Here is a 20,402-nt window from a genome sequence, read left to right as displayed (position 1 = left end):
AGTTTCAAATGACCTTCGAGTGGTGGTTCGCTTACCTGCTGACATCCATCATCCTTAGTCTTTCACCGGGCTCGGGCGCCATTAACACCATGACCACCTCCATCAACCACGGCTATCGCGGTGCGGCGGCGTCGATTGCCGGTTTGCAGACCGGGCTCGGCATTCATATTGTGCTGGTCGGGATTGGTCTGGGGACCCTGTTCTCCCGCTCCGTGCTGGCCTTTGAGGTGCTGAAATGGGCCGGGGCAGCGTATCTGATCTGGCTGGGCATCCAGCAGTGGCGCGCGGCAGGCTCCATCAACCTAAATACGCTCGCTCAGACGCAAAACCGCGGCCATCTGTTTAAGCGCGCGGTGTTCGTCAACCTGACCAACCCGAAGAGCATCGTTTTCCTCGCCGCGCTGTTCCCGCAGTTTATCGTGCCACATCAGCCTCAGGTGATGCAGTACGTGGTGCTGGGCGCGACCACCATTATCGTCGATATCATCGTGATGATTGGTTACGCGACGCTGGCACAGCGAATTGCGGCGTGGATTAAAGGGCCTAAGCAGATGAAGGCCCTGAATAAAGTCTTTGGCTCGCTGTTTATGCTGGTTGGCGCGCTGCTTGCGTCAGCGCGTCATGCTTAGCGAGAAATGATGAGATGAATGCCGAAGCCGGCGAACAGCGCGCCGGCGAAGCCGTCAATCCACTTCGCGATACGCTGGTAGCCGCGGCGCATCGCCGGTAAGGCGAACAGGCTGGCCACGATGGTAAACCAGGCAAAGGTTTCAACGACGATCAGCAGGAAGATGCCCCAGCGTGCGCCCGCACCGACGCTATCGCCGACAAACAGCGAGAACACCGAGCCGAAATAGATAATCGCTTTTGGGTTCGCCAGATTGGTCAGCAGCCCTTTGACAAAGCTGCGGCCGCCCGTTGCCAGCTCCACCTTTGGCTCTTCCGGTTTTTTCTCTTCTTTCTTCAGCGCACCGCGCAGCATCTGGTAGCCCATCCAGCACAGGTACAGCCCGCCGCCGACCATAATGATGTTATGCAGCCAGGCCATCTTCGCCAGGATAAGGTTAAGACCGAGCAGCGCAACGGCCGCCCAGACCATAACGCCCATGGTGATACCGAGCACGCCCATCATCGCCTCTTTGCGGGAGCGGCTGACGGCCGTTTGTGATACGAAGAAAAAGTCTGGGCCGGGGCTCATCAGCGCAACGATGTGCACTAACGCCACGGTGAGAAATAGCATCAACATAATTAACTCGCGGGGAAATAATTCAGTGAGTCATCATCCTGGCACTTTTTCGCCCGGCTGACTACTCCTCATCATCACCATCGGCGTGAGAGCGGATGAGCGCCATAAACTCTTTACCGAAGCGCTCCAGCTTGCGCGTCCCCACGCCGTTGACGCTGAGCATCTCGCTGGCGCTGAGCGGCATCTGCTCGGCCATCTCAATCAGCGTCGCGTCGTTGAACACCACGTAAGGCGGGATGTTTTCTTCGTCGGCGATGGCTTTACGCAGCTTGCGCAGTTTGGCGAACAGCTTGCGGTCGTAGTTGCCGCCGTAGGATTTCTGCATCACGCGCGGCTTCAGGGCGATGACGCGCGGCACGGCGAGCTTGAGCTCAACGTCACCGCGCAGTACCGGACGCGCCGCTTCGGTCAACTGCAGGGCGGAGTGCTGGGCAATGTTCTGCGTGGCGAAGCCAAGGTGGATCAGCTGGCGAATGATGCTCACCCAGTGCTCGTGGCTCTGCTCCTTGCCAATACCGTAGACGGGCAGCTTGTCATGCCCCATGTCGCGGATACGCTGGTTATTGGCGCCGCGCAGCACTTCCACCACGTAGCCCATCCCGAAGCGCTGGTTCACACGGTAAATGGTCGAGAGCGCCTTACGCGCGTCCATCAGGCCATCGTACTGTTTCGGCGGGTCGAGGCAGATATCGCAGTTGCCGCACGGCTCCTGGCGCCCTTCACCAAAGTAGTTGAGCAGCACCAGACGGCGGCAGGTTTGCGCTTCGGCAAACGCCCCCATCGCGTTGAGCTTGTGGCGCTCGATATCCTGCAGCTGTCCCTGCGGTTTCTCTTCCAGACAGCGGCGCAGCCACGCCATGTCCGCCGGATCGTAAAACAGCATCGCTTCCGCAGGCAGGCCGTCACGCCCGGCGCGGCCGGTTTCCTGATAGTAGGATTCGATATTGCGCGGGATGTCGAAGTGCACCACAAAGCGCACGTTCGGCTTGTTGATGCCCATTCCGAACGCCACCGTCGCGACGACGATTTGCAGGTCGTCGCGCTGGAATTTCTCCTGCACGTCGGCGCGGATGTGATTCTCTAACCCGGCATGATACGCGGCGGCGCTAAAGCCTCGGTTTTGCAGACGCGCGGCGGTGTCTTCCACCTTCGCGCGGCTGTTGCAGTAGATGATGCCGGACTTGCCGCGCTGCTCCTGCACGTAACGTAAGAGCTGATCCAGCGGCTTGAACTTTTCCATCAGCATATAGCGGATGTTGGGGCGGTCGAAGCTGCTGACCTGAATATAGGGGTCGTTCAGCCCCAGCAGACGAACGATATCCAGCCGCGTGGTGTCATCCGCCGTGGCGGTGAGCGCCATAAACGGCAGCTCGGGGAAGCGCTGACGCAGCTGGCCGAGAGCAGCGTATTCCGGGCGGAAATCGTGGCCCCACTGGGAAATACAGTGCGCTTCATCTACCGCCAGCAGCACCGGGTTCCAGTGCGCAAGATGGTCGAGGAAGTTATCCAGCATCAGGCGTTCCGGGGCGATATACAGCAGGCGGATCTGTCCAGTGCGGCACCCGGCCATCACCTCTTGCTGCTGCTCCCGGGTTTGCGTGGAGTTAAGACAGGCTGCCGCCACGCCGTTGGCGAGCAGCTGGTCAACCTGGTCTTTCATCAGAGAAATAAGAGGGGATACCACGACCGTCAGGCCGTTAAGCACCAGCGCGGGCACCTGATAGCAGAGGGACTTACCGCCGCCGGTCGGCATCACCACCAGGCAATCACGACCTTCCAGCACCGTTTCAATGATGGTTTCCTGGCCGGGGCGGAACTGCTGGTAGCCAAAGGTTTCATGCAAAACCTGTTTAGCCAGCGACTCCTGATTCAATACTTCCGCCTGCGCCACGTTAACCCCATATGCCTGAAATGAAACAGGCGCTATTTTCAGCGCCTGAGAGAGAAACTTCAACGTTTAACGCAAAAACATTCGAGCAGACTAGAGAATATCGTTCAGCATCACGCCCACGCCGACGCGGGTCTGGTTGAAGTTGTAATCGATAAGCGACTCGCCGTAACCGCTATACACCTGCGTATAGATACGGACATGCTTCGTCATTGGATAGCTTAAGCCCACTTCCGCACCACCGTAGCCGGTGTTCCAGTTGTACTGGCCTTTGGCGCTGAGCACGGCATCACCTAACTGGTAGCCGACTTTGAGCTGGTAGTAGCCCATATATTTGGTGATATCCGGGTTATCATCGGTTTCGCCCACCACATACCACGGCTTCACTTCCACCATCCAGTTACCGTTCTGCGCCATCAGACGCGTATAGGCACGGTTCCAGCTGCGCGAGGTAGGGTCAGAGCGGCCGTTGGAATCGTGGTTAAAGCCCACTTCGACGTCACGCAGCGTCCAGCCCGCAAACTCATAATCCGTTGCAAAACCGAGGAACAGCTGCGGCTCGTAGTTCGTTTCACGGAACGGTGAGGACTCGCCGCTGTTAGAGAGCTGCCACCAGGATTTCTGCGTGTAAGACGCCCCGAGCACCGAGTTCGGCCCCAGAATACCGCGCCAGAACGGGAACGCGAGGCTGAGCTGGAACTTCACCTCATCTTTACGCGCGTTATCAGACCAGTTATATGAGCTTATCGCCTCTTTGTTGAGATCGCTGGTCTGGGTGTAAATCACGTAGTTGGTGTCATACGGATAGAGCGTGAACGGATTGTCATGCTCCTGAAGAAGGTTCGCGATAATGCTGCCGTGAACGGCAGGTTTATCATGCACCTCTTTGATCGTCGCTTCCTGCGCATATGCTGTGAGGGGCAGCGCAACCGCCGCCAGTAACCAGGCCAGATACGTCCGCATCGGTGGTGTTCTCCTGCAAAAGAGTAAAATTAGCTGAATAGTTATGTGGCGGACATTCTACAGACTTCTGCGACAACTGCTGCATCCTCGTTTCTGAAAGTGGAATTCCTTGTTGCTGAGGCATAAAATCAACATTTCGTTAACAATAAGGATGTGATGCCTCATGTCAGCCATGCTTACCGCCGAAGAAGTGTTAAAACTCGTGGGCGAGATTTTTGTTTACCATATGCCGTTTAACCGCGCGCTGGGACTGGAGCTGGAGCGTTACGAGAAAGACTTCGCCCAACTGAGCTTCAACAACCAGCCGATGATGGTGGGTAACTGGGCGCAAAGTATTTTGCACGGCGGCGTGATCGCCTCCGCGCTGGACGTGGCGGCAGGCCTGGTCTGCGTGGGCAGTACGCTGACCCGCCATGACACCATCAACGAAGACGAACTCCGCCAGCGTCTGGCGCGTATGGGTACTATCGACTTACGCGTCGACTATCTTCGCCCGGGGCGCGGAAATCGCTTTACCTGTTCCAGCAGCCTGCTGCGCGCGGGGAATAAAGTTGCCGTGGCGCGCGTTGAGTTACACAACGAAGAACAGGTGTATATCGCCAGCGCAACCGCCACTTATATGGTGGGTTGATACGGCAAAATCGGGTAAAATTAATTCACTTCTTTGTAACGGATTTTCCCGATGGATGCTAAACAGACGCGGCAGGGCGTTTTACTCGCCCTTGCCGCTTATTTTATTTGGGGTATCGCCCCGGCGTATTTCAAGCTTATCGCCTACGTTCCGGCCGATGAGATCCTGACTCACCGCGTTATCTGGTCGTTCTTCTTTATGATTGCGCTGATGAGCCTCAGCCGTCAGTGGTCGGGCGTTAAAACGCTGTTTAAAACCCCTAAAAAGGTCTTCCTGCTGGCGCTTTCAGCGGTGCTGATTGGCGGCAACTGGCTGCTGTTTATCTGGGCGGTGAATAACCATCACATGCTCGAAGCGAGCCTGGGGTACTTCATCAACCCGCTGGTGAACATCGTGCTGGGGATGATTTTCCTCGGTGAGCGCTTCCGCCGGATGCAGTGGGTGGCGGTGATTCTGGCCTTCTGCGGCGTACTGGTGCAGCTCTGGACCTTCGGCTCGCTGCCGATTATTGCCCTCGGCCTGGCGTTCAGCTTTGCCTTCTACGGCCTGGTGCGTAAGAAGATTGCGGTGGAAGCCCAAACCGGGATGCTGTTTGAAACCCTGTGGCTGCTGCCCGTGGCGGCGATTTATCTCTTCGGCATCGCCGACAGCGCCACCAGCCATATGGGCAGTAACCCGTGGTCGCTGAACCTGATGCTGATGGCGGCGGGCGTGGTGACCACCATACCTCTGCTGTGCTTCACCGGTGCAGCGACGCGTCTGCGTCTCTCCACGCTGGGCTTCTTTCAGTACATTGGCCCGACGCTGATGTTCCTGCTGGCAGTGGTGTTTTACGGCGAAGTGCCGGGGGCGGATAAGATGGTGACGTTCGCCTTTATCTGGGTGGCGCTGGCGATTTTCGTCGCGGATGCGATTTATACCCAGCGCAGGGTACGCAAAGGACTGTGATGTTGCCCTCACCCTAACCCTCTCCCACAGGGAGAGGGAATTCGATCGTAGGGCGGGTAAGCGCAGCGCCACCCGCCAGATTTTTACAGCCAGTTACGACGCTTAAAGTACAGATACGGCGCCAGCCCCGCGAGGATCATAAAGATAATCGCCCCCGGGTAACCAAAGCTCCACTTCAGCTCCGGCATAAACTCAAAGTTCATCCCGTAGCTGGATGCCACCAGCGTCGGCGGCAGGAACACCACGGACACCACCGAGAAGATCTTGATGATGCGGTTCTGCTCGATGTTGATAAAGCCCATCGCCGCCTGCATCAGGAAGTTCACCTTCTGGAACAGAGATTCGTTGTGCGGCAGCAGGGATTCGATATCTCGTAAGATTTCACGCGCCTGCTCCAGCTGACCGCCCGGCAGACGCGCCTTGCGCACCAGGAAGTTCAGCGCGCGCTGGGTATCCATCAGACACAGGCGCACCTTCCAGCCGATATCCTCCAGCTCCGCCAGCGTGGAGAGCGCTTCATCGTACTCATCGCCCTGATGGCCTTCCATGATCACGCGGCTCAGCTTTTCCAGGTCGCTGTAGATGTTTTCAATTTCGTCCGCCAGCTGTTCAATTTTGGTCTCGAACAGATCGAGCAGCAGCTCGTACGCGTTACCGTCCACCATCGCCTGGCTGCGGGCGCGCATGCGGTAGAGACGGAATGCCGGCAGCTCGCGCTCGCGCAGGGTAAACAGACGGCCGTCGCGAATGGTAAACGCCACGGTGGAGTTACCCGCGTGGTCTTCCGCATCTTCAAAGAAGAAGAAGGAGTGAATATGCAGACCGTCTTCGTCTTCAAAAAAACGCGCGGATGCTTCGATGTCTTCCAGTTCCGGGCGGGTTGCCAGGCTTTGCCCCAGCTCAGATTGTACGCGAAGGCGCTCATCGTCGTCCGGCTCGACCAGATCCACCCATACGGCATCAATGAGGGGCTGTGACTCTTCGGCTTCAAGCCGAGTCAGTCGGTTATTTTCGAGTTGAAATGCGCTCAACATGACCGGGACTCCCAATGCAAAAAATATCGGACAGTTCGGTGGGCACACAGAAACAAATTGGGTTTCAGACCATTAAACAGCCTGACTCAGCGCGACGGGAATAATGCAGGTCGCTGACAACCACTAAGGCCATCAGCAAGAGGAGATAGCCTTAGGAGTTGTTCCTGGATGACAGGGAATTGAGCCAGTATCTACTGGGTGTGTCCAAGGCGAATGTCCTCTTAGCGTAATCGTGCGCGCATGTTACGCCAGCTATAACTGTGGCGTCAACACGCAACGGAACGCTGAAGGGCATTAATTGACCTTCAATGTATAAGGCTAGCAGATTATTACAAAATAATGATATTTTTCTGAATGTTAGACTGTTTCCAGCTTCGCATAGGCCGCCACCAGCCATTTGATACCCTGCCCCTGGAACGCCACCTGCAGACGGCTGTGCTCGCCGCTGCCTTCCAGATTCACAATGGTGCCTTCGCCAAACTTCGAATGACGCACGCGCTGGCCCAGCTTGTAGCCGGTGTCGGTTTCCGCAATCGGCGAGCCCATGCGCTGATGGCTGACCGGACGGCTGATACTGGCACGCAGACGCACCTCTTCCACGCACGCTTCCGGCAGTTCGCCAATAAAGCGCGACGGACGGTGATAGACCTCTTTGCCGTACAAACGGCGGGTTTCCGCGTAGGTCAGCGTCAGCTTTTGCATCGCACGCGTCACGCCCACGTAGGCCAGACGACGCTCTTCTTCCAGACGACCGCCCTCATCCAGCGACATCTGGCTCGGGAACATCCCCTCTTCCATGCCAACGATAAACACCTGCGGGAACTCCAGGCCTTTGGCGGAGTGCAGGGTCATCAGCTGAACCGCATCCTGCCAGGTGTCCGCCTGCCCCTCACCCGCTTCCAGCGCGGCGTGGGAGAGGAACGCCTGCAGCGGCATCAGGTCTTCGTCTTCTTCGTTGTAGCTGAACTGGCGCGTTGCCGTCACCAGTTCCTCTAAGTTCTCAATACGGGTCTGGCCCTTTTCACCTTTTTCCTGCTCGTACATAGTGCGCAGGCCGGAGTCTTTAATCACCCGGTCGGTCTGCACGTGCAGCGGCATGTCGGCAGTTTCCTGCGCCAGGGCGTCAATCAGCTCAAGGAAGCGCTGCAATGCGCTGGCGGCGCGCCCGGCGAGGGCTTTTTCCTGCAGCAGCTCGCGGCACGCCTGCCACAGCGTCAACTGGCGATCGCGCGAGGCCTGACGCACTACGTCCAGCGTGCGGTCGCCAATGCCGCGCGTTGGCGTGTTGACCACGCGTTCAAACGCCGCGTCGTCGTTGCGGTTAGCAATGAGGCGCAGATACGACAGCGCATCTTTGATCTCCTGACGCTCGAAGAATCGCATGCCGCCGTAAATGCGGTACGGCATGCTCACCTGCAGCAGCGCCTCTTCCAGCACGCGCGACTGGGCGTTGCTGCGGTAGAGAATGGCGCACTGCTCCAGCGCGCCGCCGTTGTCCTGCCAGGTTTTAATGCGGTTCACCACGAAGCGGGCTTCGTCGAGCTCGTTGAAGGCGCAGTAAATCGAAATCGGTTCGCCGTCGACGCCGTCGGTCCACAGCTTTTTACCCAGACGCCCGTTGTTGTTCTCAATGAGGGCGTTGGCCGCGCTCAGGATGTTGCTGGTTGAACGGTAGTTCTGCTCCAGACGGATGGTTTCCGCGCCGGGGAAATCGTTGAGGAAGCGCTGGATGTTTTCTACCTGCGCCCCGCGCCAGCCGTAAATCGACTGGTCATCATCGCCCACGATCATCACCTTGCCGGTATCGCCGGCCAACAGGCGGATCCACGCGTACTGGATGTTGTTGGTATCCTGGAACTCGTCCACCAGGATATTGGTAAAGCGTTCACGGTAGTGCTGCAGAATATGCGGCTTGTTGAGCCACAGCTCGTGGGCGCGCAGCAGCAGTTCAGCGAAATCCACCAGACCGGCGCGATCGCACGCTTCCTGATAGGCCTTGTAGACGTTCTGCCAGGTCTGCTCGACCGGGTTACCGAAGCTCTGAATGTGATGCGGACGCAGCCCCTCGTCTTTCTGGCCGTTGATGTACCACATTGCCTGACGCGGCGGCCACTGCTTCTCGTCGAGGTTCATCGCCTTGATCAGGCGCTTCAGCAAGCGGAGCTGGTCTTCGCTGTCGAGGATCTGGAAATCCTGCGGCAGGTTGGCGTCCATATGGTGCGCGCGCAGCAGGCGGTGCGCCAGGCCGTGGAAGGTGCCGACCCACATGCCGCCCTGGCTGGTGCCCATCAGCTGGGCAATACGGTGGCGCATCTCTGCCGCCGCCTTGTTGGTAAACGTCACCGCCATGATGGAGTACGGCGAGCAGTTCTCCACGCTTTGCAGCCAGGCGATACGGTGAACCAGCACGCGCGTCTTACCACTGCCCGCCCCAGCCAGCACCAGCATGTTGGTGCGCGAGGCGGCAACCGCGTCACGCTGTTTGTCATTAAGGCTGTCGAGCAGGTAAGAAACGTCCATTGGCACCGTCACATAGTATTCAGGAACACAGCAAAACGCCCGGTGGCGCTTCGCTTACCGGGCCTACAACTGCAAACCCCTGGTAATTTATACAATATTACTGGTGATTATATCAGCGTCGTGAGGGATGCCAACCGTGAAATTTCCACGTGCGGCAGAAGACGGCTGTCCAGCGTGGTCATCAGGTCGGCGTTTTCCGGCTTGATCCAGCAGGACTGCATGCCGCAGCGGATAGCCCCGGCCACGTCCGTGGTCAGGTCATCCCCCACGTGCAGAATGTTACCCAGCGGCAGGTTAAGCTTATCCGCCGCCAGATGGTACATATCGCTAAACGGCTTCGCGCGCCCGTGAGGGCCTGCGCGCAGCACAAATTCAAAGTAATCGCTGAGGCCAAACAGCTCGGGCTGGGCATTGCCGTTGGTGATGGCCACCAGCGGCCACTTTTCAGCAAGCTTCGCCAGCGTCTCGTGGGTCTCCTGCGGCACGTCGATACGGCTGCGCCATTTGGCGAAGTTTTCCATTGCCGCTTCGGCCCCGATGGCCGCGTCCTGCACGCTCAGGCCCACGTTGAGCATCGCCTGCTCAACCGCACGACGACGCCATTCGGTCACGTCGTGGTAAATGTCCGGCTCGGTCTCACGCAGGGACTGACGCAGCTTCTGAAAGTCCTTGTTCTGTATCGCTTTCAGCGCGGGATGGTAGTTCTGCACAAACGCCAGCGACTCCTGCTCGGTACGCAGGATCACCTCGCGGTTGTCATAAAGGGTGTCATCAAGGTCAAACGTCAGGGCTGAGATCTGACCAAGTGGGCGGTAAAAACGCATTATTTCCCCCGTTTGGCGCGTGGATGCGCCGCGTCATACACCGAGGCAAGGTGTTGGAAGTCTAAGTGGGTATAGATTTGGGTGGTCGACAGATTTGCGTGACCAAGCAGTTCCTGCACGCCGCGCAGATCGCCGCTCGACTCAAGCATGTGTGTCGCAAAGGAGTGGCGCAGCTTGTGCGGGTGAACGTGGCTGTTCAGCCCCTGCTTAATGCCCCACTCCGCAAAGCGCTTCTGCACGTTACGCGCCGAGATCCGTTTGCCAAGTTTCGACAGGAACAGCGCATCCTCTTCGGTGCCAAACAGCCCGCGCAGGTCAAGCCAGTGCTCAATCCAGGAGACCGCATTGCGGCCAATCGGCAGGCGGCGCTCTTTGCTGCCCTTACCCATCACCCACACTTCACCGGACTCCAGATCGAGGTGTTTTATATCAAGATTAACCAGCTCTGACAGACGCAGCCCGGCACCGTACATCACCTCAAGCATCGCGCGGTCGCGCACGGCCAGCGGATCGTTAAGGTCGATATCCAGCAGGCGGTTTACGTCGTCGACGTCGATATTTTTAGGCAGATGGCGCGGTGCTTTCGGCGTGGCGATCCCTTTTGCCGGGTTGGCTTTTAAGCCCCCCTGGCTGACCAGCCAGTCGAAGAAACTGCGCAGCGCTGAGAGCCTGAGTGCCAGGCTCGCCGGGCTGAGATTTTTTTTACGGCTACGCACGACGAACCCGCGTACCGTCGCAGCGTCACATTGTTGCCAGCTTTTCAGGCCGATTTCGTCGGCAATCTGCATGATGGCATCAAGCTGACGCTGGTAGTTGAGCAGGGTAATGGGGCTAAGCTGACGCTCCACGCCCAGATAGCGCAGAAAGCGCGAGACGTCAGTGGCGAGCAGTCCGTCCGTCATACGCGCTCAATCCAGCGCTCCAGAAGCTCGGGGAGCATCAGGGCGATCTCCTGCAGCAGGTGCGTGGCTTGCCCCTGCTCATAGTGATGCGCATCGCGGCTGGTAAATAACATCACCCCCAGATCGCCATCGCGCCCCATCAGCGACATCGCTACCGAGCCAATCGCTTTGGCTTCCGGTAATACCACCAGCAGCTCAGGCCCGTTCAGCGGCCCCAGGTAGTGGTGTTCATGGCCCAGACGCTGAATGCGCAGCGGTTCAAACGCCTGACGGCTGAGCGCCAGATGGGTAAACCCCGACGGCGCGCCAATGCGCCAGCGGTCAGGGAACAGACGAATCGTTGCGCCTGCCAGCCCCAGCTCCCGGGCCCAGCGGTGGAAGCGGCTGAGGAACTCTTCGAGACTGTGCGCCGACGCCAGACGCGCCTGCAGATTCAGCAGTCGATAAAACAGGCTTTCGTTGGTGCTGGCCTGCTCCATCAGCAGCGTCATGTTCTCTTCAAGCTGATTGATGTGGTTGCGCGAGCGCGCCATGTGCCATTCGACCAGCGACACGGTCCCGCGGACCGGATGCGGCACGCGCATCTCTTCGACGACGCGTGCATTGCGAATAAAAAACTCAGGATTGCGCAGCAGATAATCAACAACAGCTCTGTCGTCCAGCTCCGTCACTGTTTCCTGCAGTTCTTCCCCTGGTTGTTTCATAGATGGATAAACCCGTCATAGACATGTGCCGCCGGGCCAGTCATGTACAGTGGATGACCCGGTCCTTTCCAGGCGATATCAAGCCGACCGCCCGGTAACTCAACGCGAACCTCTTCTGCCAGTAACCCCTGAGAGATGCCCACGGCCACCGCAGCACAGGCGCCGCTTCCGCAGGCCTGCGTCTCGCCCGCGCCGCGCTCGTAAACCCGCAGGCGAATGTGCTCGCGCTGCACCACCTGCATAAAGCCGATGTTTGCGCGCTCAGGGAAACGTTCGTGGTTTTCCAGCACCGGGCCGAGCGTTTCGACCGCGGCGGTTTCCACATCATCAACCTGAATCACGCAGTGTGGGTTACCCATTGAGACGACGCCGCACAATACTGTCTGCTCGGCCGCACGCATAATATAGGTCTTTTCCGCTTTGTTTGCGCGAAACGGCACGACGGAGGGCTCGAAGTTTGGCTCGCCCATGTTCACGCGCACCAGTTCATCATCGGTGACGCTGAGCACCATGCGACCATTGGCCGTGCTGACGCGAATATCACGCTTGTTGGTCAGCCCTTTCAGGCGGACAAAGCGGGCAAAACAGCGCGCGCCGTTGCCGCACTGGTTAACTTCGCTGCCGTCGGCGTTAAAAATACGGTAGTGGAAATCAAGGTCGGGATCGTACGGTGGCTCGACCACCAGCAGCTGATCGAACCCCACGCCCAGATGCCGATCCGCCAGGCGACGGATCAGTTCCGGGGAGAAAAACACATTCTGCGTTACCGCGTCGACGACCATAAAATCGTTGCCAAGGCCATGCATTTTAGAGAACTGCATCATTTGCTCCATTGCGCGGGTACAGAACGTTTTCGTCAGAGATTAACCTGAGTCGGGCCACCGTTGTCGCCACGATCGTTAGTATTTGGCGTGGTAGACTCAATACCGCTTTGCACGGGTTTCGTCGGCGGCGGCTCGGTTTTATCCGCAGGTGGGAAGTAAAGTGGTCCCTTCAGTCCGCAGCCAGTCAGGCTAAACAGCGTGATGAGAACGGCAAGCGTTCGGAAAGCGTTTTTCATTATAAAGTTGCCCGTAAGTTCAAATCTGTTTCTATCATCGCAGGAGAAGACACAAAAGCAAGAGTTTGCCGCTTTCCTGCAACGGGAATTATTTAGGGTTATACTGCCGGCATCACGAAAAACAGGAACAAAACCATGAACGACAGTGAATTCCATCGCCTTGCCGACAACCTGTGGATGACCATCGAAGAGCGTCTTGACGACTGGGACGGCGACAGCGATATCGATTGTGAAATCAACGGCGGCATTCTGACCCTGAGCTTCGAAAATGGCAGCAAAATTATTATTAACCGCCAGGAGCCGCTTCACCAGGTCTGGTTAGCCGCTAAACAGGGCGGCTATCATTTCGATCTGAAAGACGGGGAATGGGTTTGCGACCGTAGCGGGGTACCGTTCTGGGATCTGCTGGAACAGGCGGCGACGGCGCAGGCGGGTGAGGCTGTGAGTTTCAGGTAGTTTTGTTGCCCGGTGGCGGCTACGCCTTACCGGGCCTACAACGGCTCGAACCGTAGGCCGGGTAAGCGTCAGCGCCACCCGGCGAAAAGGCTCAGGAGAAATACTGCTGCAACAGCGGCGCGGTTTCCTGATTGGCAGGCACGGCAGGCGTTACGGCCTGGGTCCGGAACGGGATCACCTGCGTACGACCATCGACGTTCACGATCTGGTAGAACTGCGGCAGGTTAAAGTTGATAAAGCTTGAGCCGTAGGTGAAACGGTCATGCGAAGAGGAATAGAAGCGGCTGACGTCGCGCACCAGCTCCTCTTTACTGCCTTCACAGTGGTGATACACCTCGGCGCGGTTGGTCTCATCCAGAATATAGATGTTGAACCCGGCGTCCTCGCCCGACTCTTCAAAGAAGAACTGAATAATCCCTTCACTGGCGAATCCGTCCACCACCTGCGGCAGCTTAACGTGGTTGGTTTCCACCTGCACCGACAGGCCATGCAGCTTGTTGTGTGAAATCGCGCCGTAGAACTCGATGGCGTTTTCCAGCTTCTGTACCGACACGTTCAGGCGCTCGAAGAACAGGCCCCAGGTCTGGCCGGAGACGCGCAGCGCTTTAAAGCGCCCGGTTTCCTGACGGGTACTGGAGAGACGCAGTTCGATACATTCAGAAACCAGCTGCTGCACGCGGGTACGAATTAAACCGCGCAGATGCTGGCTGTAGCAGAACACTTCAACGCTGTCCGGCGGTGCGGCATCCTGGTGCATCTTGCCGAGAATGGTTTTCAGCGCTTCGATCATCGCCTGCTCGCCGTTGAAATGCAGGGTACGCACTTCGTTCCACGAGTTGCGGTACAGCAGGTCCACGCTGCCCACCAGGCAGTTTTGCTGCTCGCCAAAGCTAAAGACGTCCAGCTTGCGGAAGTCAAAGTGGACCACCTGATTGCGGAAGGCCGCCGTCGGGTCGTATTCCAGGTTGACGATAATCGCCAGATGGCGAATCTCGCACGGGCTGTAGAGCGCTTTCGGCGTTGGGGCAGGCAGACGCAGCGGGAAGTGGTGCGACACATCCGCGACCATCTCCTGCAGCTTAGCGAGATCAACCACCTCGTTGCCTTTGATAAACAGGCGCGTGCGCGAGGTCAGCAGGCCGTTAAACCAGGCCCAGGCCACCAGCTTGTTCAGGTAGCGGTTATATTCCAGCGGCTGATGGCTGACGATCGAATCCATGCTTGGCGCACGGTTATACAGATACCACCCGGTGCGGTTTGCGCGGCCCGGCGGTACGTAGATAAAGGTCAGGTTTGGTTCTGACAGGTCTGGCGAAATCTGCGGGTTAACCAGGGTGACTTTACCCGGCAGCGCTTCAAACGCGGCGTACAGCTTACGGGTCAAGACCCCGATGTCCTGCGGGCTGGCGGAAACGCTGAGGTTGTTACGGCGCGCAAAGCGGATCAGGTTACGGTAGCTTTGCATCATCGCATCGAGCAGTTCGTTGTGCGCTTCACGCACCTGATCGATTTTCCAGTTGGCCCGGTTGTCGAGCATGGACAGACGCGCTTCGTCCCATCCCCACTCTTTCACTAACTGACTGACCACTTCACGACGCCAGCCCACGCAGGCGCGCTCGCGGCTCAATTTCTCACAGACTTTGAGATAGAAACATCGACGCACCAGGTCAAGACGCGTGGTGTCATCAATGGCTTTCAGGTATTCGGTCACGCGCTCCAGCATCATGCAGTAGGCGTCCAGCCCGAAGGAGACGATCTCCCCGTCGTGCAAACGCTGCTTGATATCTTTCGCCAGCAGGCGCGGCGTAGGGTATTCCCAGGAATAGGCTTCCAGCAGCAGCGTTTTCAGCACCGCTTTGTACGGTGAGTCGATACTTTTATAGAGCTGCCAGAGGCTTGCGCCAAAGTACTCTTCTGCTGACAGAGAGCTCAGACCGCCGAGGTCCAGCCATTCGTTTGGCGTCAGTACGCCCTGCGCGTAAAGCGACATGACGTAGTCATCGTAATGCTCTTCTTCTTCGCACGGGACCATATTCCACAGAATACGCTTCCCGGCCAGACGCACAGCAGAACGGTAAAATTCATCCAGCAATAAGATGTGCTGAGTCGAGCCGCAGTCCTCACCACCCAGACTGCCGCTTTCGTTATGGCGGAAACGGTTTTCATCAATCAGGAAGAAGCTCACTTCCACACCGAGCGAGGCCGCCCAGCTCTCCAGCAGGCTGCACTTGCGCTGCAGCAGCTGACGCTCGTCGTTATCGAGCCAGGACTGATGACAGACCCAGATGTCCAGGTCCGAAGAACAGCTTTGCCCTACCGATGAGGTGCTCCCCATAGAGTAAACGCCGGTAATCGGCAGTTCACCTTTCGGGGACTCCTGTGGCGGCATGCCGCGGTAGAGTTCCAGCTCGTTCAGGTAATGCTGTTGGGTTTCATCAGGCGTGAAAAGGCAAATGCCCTGGGGAACGTTACCGTCAAGGTAGCCAGGCATCAGCGGATGGTGATAGTGCAATAATGTCGGCAGCAGACTGTATACCTGCTGGAAAGCAGGGCCCATGGCAGCAAGCGCGCGATCCACACGCAGTTGATTTATGGCATCCAGTCTCTGTTTCAGAGTCTCAATATAGAGGTACAAGACGTATCGCCTGATGTTTCCGGGTGGCGCAAGCTATTCAAAACACGAATAACAGCGGGCCCGCAGTATTTCAAAAAGATAACCGTTACCCTTTTTCGCCCTTATCATTTTTGGTGGTAGCGACGAAAAAATGGTCTAAAACGTGATCAATTTAACACCTTGCCGGTTGACCGTAAAGAAAGATGCGCTACATACAAGTGTAGCACCGTTCTGTACGTGTAAATTCCTGAATACGGCTATGGCTGACGAATACGCCGCCTTGTCCCTCTCACGCTTCATCAACCGTAAAACTGCCATCCCAGAGTCAACAATGTTAGGATGGTTAGCGATTGATAATGACGGTAACAAGCATGTTAGACAATGTTTTGAGAATTGCCACACGCCAAAGCCCTCTCGCGCTCTGGCAGGCACATTATGTGAAGCAGCGCCTTGAAGCCTGCCACAGTGGATTGCGCGTCGAGCTGGTGCCGATGGTCACGCGCGGTGACGTGATCCTCGATACGCCCCTGGCGAAAGTGGGCGGCAAAGGCCTGTTTGTCAAAGAACTGGAACTGGCATTGCTTGAGAACCGCGCCGATATCGCCGTACATTCGATGAAAGACGTGCCCGTCGAGTTCCCTGAAGGGCTGGGGCTGGTGACCATCTGCGAGCGCGAAGATCCGCGCGATGCGTTTGTCTCTAACCACTATGACTCCCTCGACGCGCTGCCAGAAGGTAGCGTGGTTGGCACGTCCAGTTTACGCCGTCAGTGTCAGCTCGCAGAACGTCGTCCTGACCTGATCATTCGCTCGCTGCGCGGTAACGTCGGCACGCGTCTGGGCAAGCTGGATAACGGCGAGTACGATGCCATTATTCTCGCCGTTGCCGGCCTGAAGCGTCTGGGGCTGGAGTCGCGCATTCGCGTGGCGATGCCGCCAGAGCTGTCGCTGCCGGCCGTGGGCCAGGGAGCCGTCGGCATCGAGTGCCGTCTGGACGATGTGCGTACCCGCGAACTGCTGGCACCGCTGAACCATGACGAGACCGCTATTCGCGTAAAAGCCGAGCGTGCAATGAATACCCGCCTCGAAGGGGGATGCCAGGTACCGATTGGCAGCTATGCTGAATTAACAGAAGGTGAACTGTGGCTGCGCGCGCTGGTGGGCGCCCCTGACGGTTCGCAGATGGTACGCGGCGAACGTCGCGGTAAAGCGCAAGATGCCGAGCAGCTTGGCGTGTCGCTGGCTGAAGAGCTGCTGGATAACGGCGCCCGCGAGATTCTGGCTGACGTTTATAATGGAGAGCCCCCTGCATGAGTATTCTCGTCACCCGCCCTTCTCCCGCAGGAGAGCAGTTAGTGAGCCGTCTGCGCGCACTGGGGCAGGTGGCCTGGAGTTTTCCGCTCATTGAATTCTCCCCCGGTCGGGAGCTCTCTGCGCTCGCCGACCAGATGAATACCCTTCAGGAAGGCGACCTGCTGTTTGCGCTGTCGCAACATGCCGTAGAATTTGCCCACGCGCAGCTGCAACAGCAGGGTTTGACCTGGCCAACCGCCCCCCGCTATTTCGCGATTGGCCGCACAACGGCACTGGCGCTGCATACCGTAAGCAGCGCGGACGTTCGTTACCCTTTAGATCGGGAAATCAGCGAAGTCTTGCTACAATTACCTGAATTACAAACTGTTGCCGGAAAGCGTGCGCTCATTTTGCGCGGTAACGGTGGCCGCGAACTGCTGGGCGAAACGCTGCGTGAGCGTGGTGCAGACGTGACGTTCATTGAGTGCTATCAGCGCTGTGCAAAACACTACGATGGCGCGGAAGAGGCGATGCGCTGGCACGCGCGCGGCATTAATACGCTGGTGGTCACCAGCGGTGAAATGTTACAACAGCTTTGGTCGCTGATACCGCTTTGGTATCGCGAAAACTGGTTACTCCGCTGTCGGCTTCTGGTCGTCAGTGAGCGTCTGGCGAACCAGGCCCGGGAACTGGGCTGGCAGGATATTCGGATCGCTGATAACGCCGACAACGATGCGCTGCTGCGCGCATTACAATAACTCTCAAATGGGAAGCCATAATGACGGAACACGACAAATCCTCCGCCGTGGTTGAAGAGACCAGGGAGACTGTGGAGACGACGCCACAGCCAGAGACGACAGAGAAAACCGCTGAGAAGAAAAACGGCAGCAACAAAACGAGCCTCACGCTGAGCGCGATTGCCATCGCCATTGCGCTGGCAGCAGGGGTGGGCCTGTACGGTCTGGTGAAGCAACAGGGGGCTAATCAAACGTCCACCAGCGATGCGCTGGTGAATCAGCTCACCGCCCTGCAAAAAGCGCAGGAGACGCAGAAAACCGAGCTGGAAGCGGTGATTAAGCAGCAGGCCGCCGCGCTTGCCGAGGCGAACAGCAAACAGGAAGAGCTGACCAAACAGCTGGGTGACGTGCAGCAGAAAGTCGCCACGATTTCCGGCACCGATGCCAAAACCTGGCTGCTCTCGCAGGCTGACTTCCTGGTGAAGCTCGCCGGACGTAAGCTCTGGAGCGATCAGGACGTCACCACTGCCGCCGCGCTGCTGAAAAGCGCCGATGCGAGCCTGGCAGACATGAACGACCCGAGCCTCATCGCTGCCCGTCGCGCGATCACCGAAGATATCGCCAGCCTCTCCGCCGTCTCGCAGGTGGATTACGACGGCATTATCCTCAAGGTGAACCAGCTTTCGAATCAGATTGATAACCTGCAGCTGGCGGATAATAACGACGACGACTCCCCGATGGATTCCGACGGTACCGAGCTTTCCAGCTCCCTGAGCGAATGGCGCATAAACCTGCAGAAAAGCTGGCAGAACTTTATGGACAGCTTCATCACTATCCGCCGTCGCGACGAAACCGCCGTGCCGCTGCTGGCGCCGAACCAGGATATCTATCTGCGCGAGAACATTCGTTCCCGCTTGCTGGTGGCGGCGCAGGCCGTGCCGCGTCATCAGGAAGAGACCTACAAACAGGCGCTGGATAACGTCTCAACGTGGGTACGCGCCTACTACAACACCGATGATGCGACGACCACCGCCTTCCTCGAAGACATTGATAAGCTGAGCCAGCAGAACATCACCATGAACGTGCCGGATAAGCTGGCCAGCCAGCCGATTCTGGAGAAACTGATGCAGACGCGCGTACGTAACCTTCTGGCGCAGCCGGGCGTGCCGGCAGAGCCGTCGGGCGGAGCGGCAGCCGCTCCTGCTTCCGCACCCGCGTCTGAAAGCGCACCGCAGGGAGAGTAATGATGCTAAAAGTTCTCTTACTCTTCGTCCTGCTGATCGCCGGGATCGTGCTGGGCCCCATGCTTGCGGGTCATCAGGGCTACGTCCTGATCCAGACCGATAACTACAACATCGAAACCAGCGTAACGGGCCTGACGATCATTCTGATCCTCGGCGTGGTGGTGCTGTTTGCGATCGAGTGGATCCTGCGCCGTATTTTCCGCACCGGTGCCCACACGCGCGGCTGGTTCGTTGGCCGTAAACGTCGCCGCGCCCGTAAGCAGACCGAACAGGCGCTGCTTAAGCTTGCCGAGGGTGACTATCAGCAGGTTGAAAAGCTGATGTCGAAAAACGCCGACCATGCCGAACAGCCGGTGGTGAATTATCTGCTCGCAGCCGAAGCGGCGCAGCAGCGCGGTGACGAAGCCCGCGCCAATCAGCACCTGGAGCGGGCGGCTGAGCTGGCTCACGGCGACCCGATTCCGGTAGAAATCACGCGCGTTCGTCTGCAGCTGGCGCGCAATGAAAATCACGCGGCTCGCCACGGTATCGATCGTCTGCTGGAAGTTGCGCCACGCCATCCGGAAGTGCTGCGTCTTGCCGAGCAGGCCTATATTCGTACCGGCGCGTGGGGCTCGCTGCTGGACATCATTCCGTCAATGGCGAAGGCCGAGGTAGGCGACGATGAACATCGTGATGAGCTTCAGCGTCTGGCATGGATTGGTCTGATGGATCAGGCGCGCGCCGACCTGGGCAGCGACGGTCTGAAAACGTGGTGGAAGAATCAGAGCCGTAAAACGCGCCAGCAGGTTCCTCTGCAGGTTGCCATGGCGGAACATCTCATTGAATGTGACGATCATGACACGGCTCAGGAAATCCTTCTCGACGGTCTGAAGCGCCAGTACGACGATCGTCTGGTGATGGTAATCCCACGCCTGAAAACCAATAACCCTGAGCAAATCGAAAAAATACTGCGTCAGCAGATTAAAACCGTCGGTGACCGCCCGCTGCTGTGGAGCACGCTTGGTCAATCGCTGATGAAGCACGGCGAATGGCAGGAGGCGAGCCTCGCCTTCCGCGCGGCGCTGAAACAGCGTCCTGATGCCTTTGACTACGCATGGCTTGCCGATACGCTGGACAAGCAGCATAAGCCGGAAGAGGCAGCCGCCATGCGGCGTGATGGGTTGCTATTGACGCTGCAAAATAACGGTACGCAGCAGTAAAGAAAAAGGAGGCCAGACGGCCTCCTTTTTTACGCCCATAAAAAAACGCCTGCTATAAAAGCAGGCGTTAAAACAGGTCTGTAAGACAACATATTTGGTGCTTCACTCAACGTTATGTCCATGGTGTCTGATGAGGC

Annotated in this window: 20 protein-coding genes; 8 read left to right on the top strand and 12 right to left on the bottom strand. The window is 57.8% G+C overall.

From position 1 onward, the window contains the following. Positions 1-8: 8 nt before the first annotated feature. Complete coding sequence (gene rhtB, locus V4835_RS01260; protein ID WP_008501533.1) at positions 9-629, top strand: homoserine/homoserine lactone efflux protein; 621 nt, start codon at positions 9-11, stop codon at positions 627-629. Here rhtB and rhtC read toward each other — a convergent pair. From rhtC to pldA, 3 genes are all read right to left on the bottom strand, one after another. Beyond that, positions 626-1,246: a threonine export protein RhtC gene (gene rhtC / locus V4835_RS01255; RefSeq protein WP_010426287.1), complete on the bottom strand. Its 621-nt coding sequence runs from the start codon at positions 1,244-1,246 to the stop codon at positions 626-628. The genes rhtB and rhtC overlap by 4 nt on opposite strands. Positions 1,247-1,307: 61 nt before the next feature. Next, a complete protein-coding gene (gene recQ / locus V4835_RS01250; protein WP_029741834.1) occupies positions 1,308-3,137 on the bottom strand; it encodes an ATP-dependent DNA helicase RecQ in 1,830 nt (609 codons plus the stop codon). Positions 3,138-3,227: 90 nt separating this feature from the next. Further along, the gene (gene pldA / locus V4835_RS01245; protein ID WP_023333803.1) at positions 3,228-4,097 is read right to left on the bottom strand and encodes a phospholipase A; all 870 of its coding nucleotides are present in this window, start codon (positions 4,095-4,097) and stop codon (positions 3,228-3,230) included. Between the two features lie 163 nt (positions 4,098-4,260). Here pldA and yigI point away from each other — a divergent pair, with 163 nt between their 5' ends. Both yigI and rarD read left to right on the top strand, forming a co-directional pair. Next, positions 4,261-4,728: an acyl-CoA thioesterase YigI gene (gene yigI, locus V4835_RS01240; protein ID WP_032644790.1), complete on the top strand. Its 468-nt coding sequence runs from the start codon at positions 4,261-4,263 to the stop codon at positions 4,726-4,728. Between the two features lie 51 nt (positions 4,729-4,779). Further along, positions 4,780-5,676 (top strand): EamA family transporter RarD, encoded by an 897-nt coding sequence (gene rarD / locus V4835_RS01235; RefSeq protein WP_023333804.1) that lies wholly within the window; start codon positions 4,780-4,782, stop codon positions 5,674-5,676. Between the two features lie 83 nt (positions 5,677-5,759). On the opposite strand, the gene corA is transcribed toward rarD, so the two are convergent. The 8 genes from corA to lptM all read right to left on the bottom strand — a co-directional run bounded on the left by corA (position 5,760) and on the right by lptM (position 12,720). After that, positions 5,760-6,710, bottom strand: a complete 951-nt coding sequence (gene corA, locus V4835_RS01230) for a magnesium/cobalt transporter CorA (RefSeq protein WP_008501540.1) — start codon at positions 6,708-6,710, stop codon at positions 5,760-5,762. A 151-nt stretch (positions 6,711-6,861) separates the two neighbouring features. After that, positions 6,862-6,918 (bottom strand): YsgD/CorL family protein, encoded by a 57-nt coding sequence (ysgD, locus tag V4835_RS01225; RefSeq protein WP_212743980.1) that lies wholly within the window; start codon positions 6,916-6,918, stop codon positions 6,862-6,864. A gap of 149 nt (positions 6,919-7,067) precedes the next feature. Beyond that, positions 7,068-9,230 carry a DNA helicase II gene (gene uvrD, locus V4835_RS01220; RefSeq protein ID WP_331411035.1) on the bottom strand — a complete coding sequence of 721 codons (2,163 nt, stop codon included), beginning with the start codon at positions 9,228-9,230 and terminating at the stop codon, positions 7,068-7,070. Positions 9,231-9,337: 107 nt separating this feature from the next. After that, complete coding sequence (gene yigB / locus V4835_RS01215) at positions 9,338-10,054, bottom strand: 5-amino-6-(5-phospho-D-ribitylamino)uracil phosphatase YigB (protein WP_331411034.1); 717 nt, start codon at positions 10,052-10,054, stop codon at positions 9,338-9,340. Beyond that, positions 10,054-10,956, bottom strand: a complete 903-nt coding sequence (gene xerC / locus V4835_RS01210; RefSeq protein WP_331411033.1) for a tyrosine recombinase XerC — start codon at positions 10,954-10,956, stop codon at positions 10,054-10,056. Before xerC ends, yigB begins: the two co-directional genes overlap by 1 nt. Beyond that, the gene (locus tag V4835_RS01205; protein WP_331411032.1) at positions 10,953-11,660 is read right to left on the bottom strand and encodes a DUF484 domain-containing protein; all 708 of its coding nucleotides are present in this window, start codon (positions 11,658-11,660) and stop codon (positions 10,953-10,955) included. Before V4835_RS01205 ends, xerC begins: the two co-directional genes overlap by 4 nt. Beyond that, the gene (gene dapF / locus V4835_RS01200) at positions 11,657-12,481 is read right to left on the bottom strand and encodes a diaminopimelate epimerase (protein ID WP_331411031.1); all 825 of its coding nucleotides are present in this window, start codon (positions 12,479-12,481) and stop codon (positions 11,657-11,659) included. The genes V4835_RS01205 and dapF overlap by 4 nt, the downstream gene beginning before the upstream one ends. A 35-nt stretch (positions 12,482-12,516) precedes the next feature. Next, a complete protein-coding gene (lptM, locus tag V4835_RS01195) occupies positions 12,517-12,720 on the bottom strand; it encodes an LPS translocon maturation chaperone LptM (protein WP_331411030.1) in 204 nt (67 codons plus the stop codon). Positions 12,721-12,855: 135 nt separating this feature from the next. Between lptM and cyaY the strand changes: the two genes are divergently transcribed. Next, entirely contained in the window at positions 12,856-13,176 is a 321-nt protein-coding gene (cyaY, locus tag V4835_RS01190; protein ID WP_023333807.1) for an iron donor protein CyaY, read from the top strand. A gap of 91 nt (positions 13,177-13,267) precedes the next feature. Here the strand turns inward: cyaY and cyaA are convergent, their stop codons facing one another. Continuing rightward, positions 13,268-15,811, bottom strand: coding sequence for a class I adenylate cyclase (cyaA, locus tag V4835_RS01185; protein WP_063145023.1), 2,544 nt, complete (start codon positions 15,809-15,811; stop codon positions 13,268-13,270). Between the two features lie 350 nt (positions 15,812-16,161). Between cyaA and hemC the strand changes: the two genes are divergently transcribed. Genes hemC through hemY form a run of 4 tightly spaced genes read left to right on the top strand, consistent with a single transcriptional unit; the run spans position 16,162 to position 20,265 of the window. Next, the gene (gene hemC, locus V4835_RS01180; RefSeq protein ID WP_063145024.1) at positions 16,162-17,103 is read left to right on the top strand and encodes a hydroxymethylbilane synthase; all 942 of its coding nucleotides are present in this window, start codon (positions 16,162-16,164) and stop codon (positions 17,101-17,103) included. Continuing rightward, positions 17,100-17,840: a uroporphyrinogen-III synthase gene (hemD, locus tag V4835_RS01175; RefSeq protein WP_331411029.1), complete on the top strand. Its 741-nt coding sequence runs from the start codon at positions 17,100-17,102 to the stop codon at positions 17,838-17,840. Before hemC ends, hemD begins: the two co-directional genes overlap by 4 nt. A gap of 20 nt (positions 17,841-17,860) precedes the next feature. Beyond that, positions 17,861-19,063: a uroporphyrinogen-III C-methyltransferase gene (gene hemX, locus V4835_RS01170; protein WP_331411028.1), complete on the top strand. Its 1,203-nt coding sequence runs from the start codon at positions 17,861-17,863 to the stop codon at positions 19,061-19,063. 2 nt (positions 19,064-19,065) lie between these two features. After that, on the top strand, positions 19,066-20,265 hold the full coding sequence (gene hemY, locus V4835_RS01165; RefSeq protein WP_063145046.1) for a protoheme IX biogenesis protein HemY: 1,200 nt from the start codon (positions 19,066-19,068) through the stop codon (positions 20,263-20,265). The last annotated feature ends 137 nt before the right edge of the window (positions 20,266-20,402 follow it).

This window comes from Enterobacter cloacae complex sp. CARB60, from assembly GCF_036487345.1.
Lineage (GTDB): Bacteria > Pseudomonadota > Gammaproteobacteria > Enterobacterales > Enterobacteriaceae > Enterobacter > Enterobacter asburiae_D.
Note: the sequence above shows the minus strand (reverse complement) of the source record. Positions and strands in the feature narration are given on the sequence as shown.

Coding starts and splice junctions, on each gene's coding strand:
- pldA (WP_023333803.1), bottom strand. CDS start 4,097: ATGCGGACGTATCTGGCCTGGTTACTGGCGGCGGTTGCGCTGCCCCTC.
- hemC (WP_063145024.1), top strand. CDS start 16,162: ATGTTAGACAATGTTTTGAGAATTGCCACACGCCAAAGCCCTCTCGCG.
- rarD (WP_023333804.1), top strand. CDS start 4,780: ATGGATGCTAAACAGACGCGGCAGGGCGTTTTACTCGCCCTTGCCGCT.
- corA (WP_008501540.1), bottom strand. CDS start 6,710: ATGTTGAGCGCATTTCAACTCGAAAATAACCGACTGACTCGGCTTGAA.
- xerC (WP_331411033.1), bottom strand. CDS start 10,956: ATGACGGACGGACTGCTCGCCACTGACGTCTCGCGCTTTCTGCGCTAT.
- uvrD (WP_331411035.1), bottom strand. CDS start 9,230: ATGGACGTTTCTTACCTGCTCGACAGCCTTAATGACAAACAGCGTGAC.
- hemD (WP_331411029.1), top strand. CDS start 17,100: ATGAGTATTCTCGTCACCCGCCCTTCTCCCGCAGGAGAGCAGTTAGTG.
- hemX (WP_331411028.1), top strand. CDS start 17,861: ATGACGGAACACGACAAATCCTCCGCCGTGGTTGAAGAGACCAGGGAG.
- cyaY (WP_023333807.1), top strand. CDS start 12,856: ATGAACGACAGTGAATTCCATCGCCTTGCCGACAACCTGTGGATGACC.
- rhtB (WP_008501533.1), top strand. CDS start 9: ATGACCTTCGAGTGGTGGTTCGCTTACCTGCTGACATCCATCATCCTT.
- yigI (WP_032644790.1), top strand. CDS start 4,261: ATGTCAGCCATGCTTACCGCCGAAGAAGTGTTAAAACTCGTGGGCGAG.
- yigB (WP_331411034.1), bottom strand. CDS start 10,054: ATGCGTTTTTACCGCCCACTTGGTCAGATCTCAGCCCTGACGTTTGAC.
- lptM (WP_331411030.1), bottom strand. CDS start 12,720: ATGAAAAACGCTTTCCGAACGCTTGCCGTTCTCATCACGCTGTTTAGC.
- dapF (WP_331411031.1), bottom strand. CDS start 12,481: ATGCAGTTCTCTAAAATGCATGGCCTTGGCAACGATTTTATGGTCGTC.
- V4835_RS01205 (WP_331411032.1), bottom strand. CDS start 11,660: ATGAAACAACCAGGGGAAGAACTGCAGGAAACAGTGACGGAGCTGGAC.
- hemY (WP_063145046.1), top strand. CDS start 19,066: ATGCTAAAAGTTCTCTTACTCTTCGTCCTGCTGATCGCCGGGATCGTG.
- rhtC (WP_010426287.1), bottom strand. CDS start 1,246: ATGTTGATGCTATTTCTCACCGTGGCGTTAGTGCACATCGTTGCGCTG.